The 6,794-nt window shown below is 66.2% G+C and carries 7 protein-coding genes; 3 read left to right on the forward strand and 4 right to left on the reverse strand.

Annotated features, from left to right (window positions below; genetic code table 11):
* The 3 genes from SY1_RS12095 to SY1_RS12105 form a co-directional block, all read left to right on the forward strand.
* On the forward strand, positions 1 to 470 hold a 470-nt coding region (locus SY1_RS12095), incomplete at its 5' end, for a GGDEF domain-containing protein (RefSeq protein WP_208873900.1).
* Between the two features lie 253 nt (positions 471 to 723).
* Positions 724 to 1,371 (forward strand): deoxynucleoside kinase, encoded by a 648-nt coding sequence (locus tag SY1_RS12100; RefSeq protein ID WP_208873901.1) that lies wholly within the window; start codon positions 724 to 726, stop codon positions 1,369 to 1,371.
* Positions 1,372 to 1,388: 17 nt separating this feature from the next.
* Complete coding sequence (locus tag SY1_RS12105; RefSeq protein ID WP_208874074.1) at positions 1,389 to 1,526, forward strand: FAD-binding protein; 138 nt, start codon at positions 1,389 to 1,391, stop codon at positions 1,524 to 1,526.
* 12 nt (positions 1,527 to 1,538) lie between these two features.
* Here the strand turns inward: SY1_RS12105 and SY1_RS12110 are convergent, their stop codons facing one another.
* The 4 genes from SY1_RS12110 to SY1_RS12125 form a co-directional block, all read right to left on the reverse strand.
* Entirely contained in the window at positions 1,539 to 2,408 is an 870-nt protein-coding gene (locus tag SY1_RS12110; RefSeq protein WP_015557196.1) for a radical SAM protein, read from the reverse strand.
* Positions 2,409 to 2,798: 390 nt separating this feature from the next.
* Positions 2,799 to 3,569 (reverse strand): uracil-DNA glycosylase family protein, encoded by a 771-nt coding sequence (locus SY1_RS12115; RefSeq protein WP_208873902.1) that lies wholly within the window; start codon positions 3,567 to 3,569, stop codon positions 2,799 to 2,801.
* Positions 3,570 to 3,572: 3 nt separating this feature from the next.
* A complete protein-coding gene (locus SY1_RS12120) occupies positions 3,573 to 6,050 on the reverse strand; it encodes an ATP-dependent Clp protease ATP-binding subunit (protein ID WP_015557197.1) in 2,478 nt (825 codons plus the stop codon).
* 36 nt (positions 6,051 to 6,086) lie between these two features.
* Positions 6,087 to 6,566: a CtsR family transcriptional regulator gene (locus tag SY1_RS12125; RefSeq protein ID WP_015557198.1), complete on the reverse strand. Its 480-nt coding sequence runs from the start codon at positions 6,564 to 6,566 to the stop codon at positions 6,087 to 6,089.
* Between the last annotated feature and the right edge of the window lie 228 nt (positions 6,567 to 6,794).

Raw genomic sequence — 6,794 nt, forward strand, 5'->3', positions numbered from 1 at the left:
GCGTCCTGAACCGCCAGGGTATGGAGCGCGTCCTGTCACGAGAGATGGAGCGCGCCGTCCGCGACAAGACGCCCCTCAGCCTGATGATCATGGACATCGACGGCTTCCGGCGCCTGAACGAGAGCCGGGGGTACGTGGCGGCAGAGCTCATCCTGAAGACGCTGATCGCCCTCTGTCAGGGGCTCCTCGCCGTGGAGGACGTCATCGGGCGGTGGGGAGGGGACGAGTTCATGGTGCTGACGCCCCGCTCTTCCGAGGCGGCGCGGCTCCTGGCGGACTCGATGCGGGACGTGGCGCACAGCAGCTCCCTGGGTGTGGAGGGCGCCCTGACGCTCAGCGTCGGCATCGCACAGTTCCGCGCGGAGATGGACCTCTCCAGCCTGGTGGGCGCGGCCTACGACGCGATGGTCAGGGCCAAGCGGAACGGCGGGAACCGCGCCGTGACGGCGGAGGACGGAGAGGGCCGATAGACGGTTGGGCTGACCCGGCCGTAGGCGATCTTTAGAAAACACTGATTAAGTTGTTGAGAACTGTCAACCATATGGGCTCCCTTCAGTGCCTGAAACTTCATCAGGCCGCGCGAAGCGCGTGGGGATTGGGGCGTAGCCCCATTTTAAAATTTTAGGGAAGCGCTAAAGGATACCTTACTTTGATGATCCTTGGTTGCTTTCAACAACTTTTCGAGTTGATCAGCGCTTCCCTTATTTAGGATGGTGTGTGGATTTGGGACAGATTCAGATCATCGTTGAGGGCATGACGGCGAGTGGCAAGTCCACGGTGGTGGACCTGCTGGCGGAGCGCCTGGGGTTCAAGGTGATGCCGGAGGAGTTTCGCGACCAGCACGACCTTTTGAGCCGCTTCCACCACGACAGGCGGTGGGCGTTCCCCATGCAGCTGAACTTCCTGGTGACGCGCTTTGCGCAGTACCTCTGCGCGTCGGAGGAAAACGATTACATCATGGACCGCAGCATCTTCGGCGACAAGGTCTACGCCACGCTCTACTACAAGCAGCACTACTTCACGGACAGCCAGTTCGGCTGTTACCTGACGCTCTACGACTCCCTCCTGCGGAACACGGCGTCCCCGCGGCTCCTGGTCCTGGTGCGCTGCCCCTTTGAGGAGATCCTGCGCCGCATTCGGGCACGGGGCCGTCAGGACGAGATCGACGCCGGGGTGGAGTACTGGCGCCTGCTCTTCGACGCCTATCAGCCGTTCCTCGAATTCGTGCGCAAGGAGATGCAGATCCCGAACGTCCTGGAGCTGGACCTGGCGGACCCGGCCTTCATCAAAACGCCGGAGCGCGTGGAGAGGTTCCTGGACGACGTGAAGGCCTTCTTCCCGGAGCGCTTTGCGGGGGCCGCACAGCCGTAAGGACCTGTGACGCCGCGATCGTTGGCGCAGGCCCCGCAGGCGTCTTTGTGACGGCGGAGTTGGCGCGCCACGGCAAAAAGGTTCGGATCGCCGATAAGGGGTTGCGCCGCGGCACCGTCCAGGCGGCGGCCAGTGGGATGTTGCTCAGGCTGTAGCTACCTGAGGGCTCACACGTTTCCGAGGTGTACGTGCGCGAGCTCTGCGAGGGCTGCGTCCTCCATGCGGCGCAGGAGGGCGCGGGACGTGGGCGGTGCGTCGTGGCGCCGCGCGGGAAAACAGCGCGTGATGTGCAGGGGGATGTCTCGCGACAGGGAGGCGATCCAGCCCACCATCGCCGCGAAGGCCGCCATGTCGTCGTTCAGTCCGGGAACGGCGAGGTGCGTCAGCTCCACGTGGACGCCGCCCCGCACCCATAGGGCGACGGTCCGCTTCACGGCCTCCAGGTCCCCGCCGAGCCGTCGGTACCCCTCCGGCGTGAACGCCTTGAGGTCCACGTTCGCCGCGCTGATCCATGGCAGGAGGTCCCGCGCCGCCTCCTCCGACATCGCCCCGTTCGTGACGAGGACCGTCGCGATCCCCGCCTCCCTCAGCAGGGGAGCGGCCTCCAGGAGGTACTCCGCCTGAAGGGTGGGCTCGTTGTAGGTGAGGGCCAGAGCGTCCAGCCCCAGGCCCCGGACCTCCCTCGCCAGCGCCTCCGGCGGCAGGAACGGGACGGAGGCGTAGGCGCCGTAGACGCTTTTTGCCGGTCGGGCGATGCGCCAGTTCTGGCAGAAGGGACAGTCCATCGTGCAGCCCAGGCTTCCCAGCGAGTAGATGAGGCTGCCGGGCCGCCAGTGGGCGAGGGGCTTCTTCTCGATGGGGTCCACGGCCCGCGCGCAGAACCGTCCGAGCCAGGGCGAGAGGAGCGTCCCCCCGTGGTTGAGGCGGACGCCACAAGCCCCTGCGGCCCCGTCTGTGATGCGGCACCCGCGAAAACACAGGCCACAGGCGACGCGCCCATCCTCATCGCGCTTCCACCAGCGTGACGTCGTGCCCATCCGCGCCGCAAGCGATCCGTCGCCCCCGTAGAGGCGAAGGACGCGCTGCCTCTACCCCCTTTCCCTTGGGAAGCGCTGATTAATCTTCAAAAGTTGTTGAAAGCAATCAAGGAGCATCAAACAAAGGGTATCCTTCAGCGTTTCCCTGAAATTTTAAAATGGGGCTACGCCCCCCCTTCGGGGAGCCTTCCGGCAGCCGTTCGCCCTTGCTCACGGGCCGTCAGTCCCAATCCCCACGCGCTTCGCACGACCTGATGAAGTTTCAGGCACTGAGGGAGCCCATACGGTTGACAGTTCTCAACAACTTAATCAGTGTTTCCCTTGTTTCAGCTTTCTATTCCGTTCGAGCTCGGTAATTCAAAAACGGAACTTCAGCGCCAAACGTCTCGCTCAGGCCTGCCAGACCCCCGCCTCCGAGAGCTGGCGGGTGACCGTCCCCGCCCAGTCCCGATTGCTGGCGGGGGAGGCCGGGCTGGGGTGAAGGATGCGCAGGACCTGGACGTCTGTGCCGCAGAGCGCCTCCCGCGCACGGGCCTCGGCGAAGGCCCCCACGCCGACGACCCACCTGGGGGAGAGGGCGTGGACCGCGGCGCGCAGGTGCTCGCCGCACGCTGCATAGAGGGCCGTCCGGAGCTCCGGAGGCAGGCGGTCCGGCGTGAGATTGCGCCCTCCCTCCGTCCCGTTTTTGCGCGGGGAGGGGGCGATGAAGAGCAGCGGGCAGAAGTTGACGACGAAGTGCTCTGCGAAGAAGCCCTCCGGGGTCCCGAAGCGCCCGGAGAAGAGTCCCCAAAGGCGGCGGCCGCTGACCTCGGAACGCCTGCAGGCGGTGCCCTCCACGGGATAGGCGGGGTGCGGACGGGCCGGCCTGCCGTTCAAGGGGACGTCGAGCTTCAGCCAGTCCCGGACGACGGCGGCCTCGCCGAAGGGCACTCCCGTCTGAGCCATGCCCCAGGGGCCGGGGTTCATCCCCAGGAACACCACGCGCTTCCGCCCCCGTCCGAAACGCCTCACGTAGGCCGAGAAGGCGTCCCAGGCGTAGTCCAGGGGGTCGTAGACGGCCGCCGCAGGCGGGACGAAGCTCATGGCGTCCACCTCCGCCCTCAGCTTCCGCGCGGCGGCGAGCTGTGCCTCGACGGAGGCCGCGTCCCGGGTTGTCGGCACCGGTCAGTCCTTCGCGCCGTGAGGGGCCAGGCGAAGCTCCCCGTCCTCGACGTCGACGTCGATGCGCGTGCCGTCCGCGAACTTCCGCGCCAGTAGGGAGTCGGCCAGTCGGTCCTCCAGCAGGGATTGGATGGCTCGGCGCAGGGGGCGGGCGCCGTACTTCGGCTTGAAGCCCTTCTCCAGGATCTTCTCCTTCGCCCCCACGCTGACGTCCAGGGAGAGTCCCTGTCCCTTCAGCCGACCGTCCAGCTCCGCCAGCATGGCGTCGACGATGCGCAGCAGGCTGTCCCGCGACAGGGGACGGAAGACGGCCATCTCGTCGATGCGGTTCAGGAACTCCGGCCGGAAGGTGCGCTGAGCTTCTTCCATGATGACGGCCTTCTGGTGCTCCCAGTTTCGCTGTTCCGACGCCTCCGCGGAGCCGAAGCCCAGTGCGCTGCCCTGCTGGGCCTCCTTCGCGCCGACGTTGCTCGTCATGATGATGACCGTGTTGCGGAAGTCGACCCTGCGTCCCTGGCCGTCGGTCAGGTGCCCGTCGTCCAGGATCTGCAGCAGGACGTTGTAGACCTCCGCGTGGGCCTTCTCGATCTCGTCGAACAGGATGACGGAGTAGGGCCGTCGCCGGACGGCCTCCGTCAGCTTCCCCCCGCTCTCATGCCCCACGTAGCCGGGGGGGGCGCCCAGGAGCTTCGAGACCTCGTGCTTCTCCATGAACTCGCTCATGTCGATGCGGATCATGGCGTCCTCGCGTCCGAAGAGAAATCGGGCCAGGCAACGGGCCAGCTCCGTCTTGCCCACGCCGGTGGGGCCCATGAACAGGAAGCTGCCGATGGGCCGCCGCGGGTCGTGGAGGCCCGTGCGCGCGCGGCGGATGGCCCGCGCCACGGCGCTGACCGCCTCGTCCTGTCCGATCAGGCGGGAGGATATCTCGTCCTCCATGCGCAGGAGTCGCTCCGTCTCCGTCTCCGTGAGCTGCTTCACCGGGATGCCCGTCATCTCCGCCACCACCTCGGCGATGTCCTCGCCCGTGACCTCGACGCGCGCCTCGCTCCGTCCGCTGCGCCACTCCTCCATCGCAGCCTCGAGCTGGTCCGCCAGGGCGTGCTCCTCGTCGCGCAGCTGCGCCGCGCGCTCGAACTGCTGATTCAGCACGGCTTCCTCCTTCTGGCGCTGAGTGTCCGCGAGGCGGCGCTCCAGCTCCCGGACGGACTCCGGCGGGTCCAGCGACCGAAGCCGGGTCCGTGCCCCGGCCTCGTCGATGAGGTCGATGCCCTTGTCCGGCAGGAAGCGGTCCTGCACGTAGCGCGAGGAGAGGCTCGCTGCAGCCTGGAGGGCGTCGTTCGTGAAGGTGACCTGGTGGTGTTCCTCGTAACGGTCCCGGAGCCCACGCAGGATGCTGACGGAGTCCTCGATGCCGGGCTCCTCGATCAGGATGGGCTGGAAGCGGCGCTCCAGGGCGCTGTCGCGCTCCACGTACTTGTGGTACTCCGCCTGGGTCGTCGCGCCGATCATCTGGAACTTCCCGCGCGAGAGGCTGGGCTTCAGGATGTTGGCCGCGTCCATTGCCCCCTCGGCGCTGCCGGCGCCGACGATGGTGTGCACCTCGTCCACGAAGAGGATGACCTCGCCGGAGTCGGAGAGCTCCTTCACGATGCGGCGCAGCCGCTCCTCGAACTCCCCCCGGTACTTGGTGCCCGCCACGAGGTTCGCCGTGTTGAGCTGGATGATGCGCTTCTCCCTCAGGGGGTCCGGCGCGGCGCCCGACGCGATCTTTTGGGCCAGCCCCTCGACGATGGCCGTCTTGCCGACGCCGGGGTCGCCGATCAGGACGGGGTTGCTCTTCGTGCGTCGGCACAGCGCCTGGATGACGCGGCGGATCTCCCGCTCGCGCCCGATGACGGGGTCGAGCTCGCCGTCGCGGGCCTTCCGGGTCAAGTCCACTCCCAGCTGATCCAGCGTCGGCGTGCGGCTCCTGCTCTGCCGCTTCAGCCGGTCCGTCAGGAGCTCCACGTTCTGCCCCTGGCCCCCCCCGGCGCTCACTGCGCTGGCTTCGATGATGGTGGTCACCTGTTTCAGGACGGCCTCCCTGGTGATCCCCATCGTCAGGAAGTGCTGGACCACCATGCTGCTCTCGTCCGCCAGGACGCCCAACAGGATGTGCTCCGTATCGACGTAGTTGACGCCCATCTTGCGGGCCTCGACCATGGACAGCTCAAGCGCCCTCTTCATGCGCGGACTGAGCGGCAGGTCAATGGGCCTGGACGCGGGCTGGGATCGCCCCATGATCTCCCGGATGTGGGTGCACAGCCTCTCAGGCGACACGTCCAACTCGATCAGGGCGCGACAGGCGATGCCGCCGCCCTCCTGCGCCAGCCCCACCAGGAGGTGCTCCGGCTCCACCATGGGATGCCCCATCTGAAGCGCTTCGTGGTGGGCCAGCTGGATGACTCTCTTGCCTCGTTCCGTGAAAAATTGCCACATGTCATGCTCTCCTTAGTGTGAAAAAACGGCGTGCGTTCAGGCCAGCATCAGGCCCCGCAGCATCCTCTTCAGCATCTCCGCCTGAATGACGCTTCGTTTGTGCTGGGACAGGTCGAAATCGCTGCGTCCCATCTCGTCGGCGTGCCGCAGCGCCACCTCGATCAGAAGGCGCTCGCGCACGGTAATGAGGCCGCGCTCCTGCAGGGACTGGAGGAGGCGGCGGCAGTCCTGCTCCGAGATGGAGTCCCCCACGATGTCCTCGACGTGCTTCAGGCGCTCCTCCGGCTCCTCGCAGGAGATGCGCAGGATGCGGATGTACCCGTGCCCGCCCCGTTGGCTCTCCACCAAAAAGCCGCGCTCTGGCGTGAAGCGGCTCCGCAGGACGTAGTTGATCTGGCTCGGCACGCAGCCGAAAAACTCCGCCAGCTCCTTGCGCCGGAGGGAGACGGAGGGTTCCGTCTCCGTCTCGAAGAGCTCCTGAATGTATTTTTCAATGGCCAGGGTCAAGTTGGGCATACCCCTTACCTCCGTTCCGTGGTTGGCCGAATCCCGAAGTCAAAGCCGACGATCCGACAGGGCCTCATTCTATCCTTATGGTCAGTGATAATCAATAACTAAAAATGCCGATAGAGGCCGTTTGGGGCTACGTGTCGAGTGACAGACCAGGAGAGGGGTTCACCTCCCCTGCAAAGGGGAGGTGGTTCGCGCTAGCGAACCGGAGGGGTTGTCTTTCACGCCCTAAAA

It is taken from the genome of Fretibacterium fastidiosum, from assembly GCF_000210715.1.
Taxonomy (GTDB): Bacteria; Synergistota; Synergistia; order Synergistales; family Aminobacteriaceae; genus Fretibacterium; species Fretibacterium fastidiosum.

Coding starts and splice junctions, on each gene's coding strand:
- SY1_RS12110 (WP_015557196.1), bottom strand. CDS start 2,408: ATGGGCACGACGTCACGCTGGTGGAAGCGCGATGAGGATGGGCGCGTC.
- SY1_RS12120 (WP_015557197.1), bottom strand. CDS start 6,050: ATGTGGCAATTTTTCACGGAACGAGGCAAGAGAGTCATCCAGCTGGCC.
- SY1_RS12125 (WP_015557198.1), bottom strand. CDS start 6,566: ATGCCCAACTTGACCCTGGCCATTGAAAAATACATTCAGGAGCTCTTC.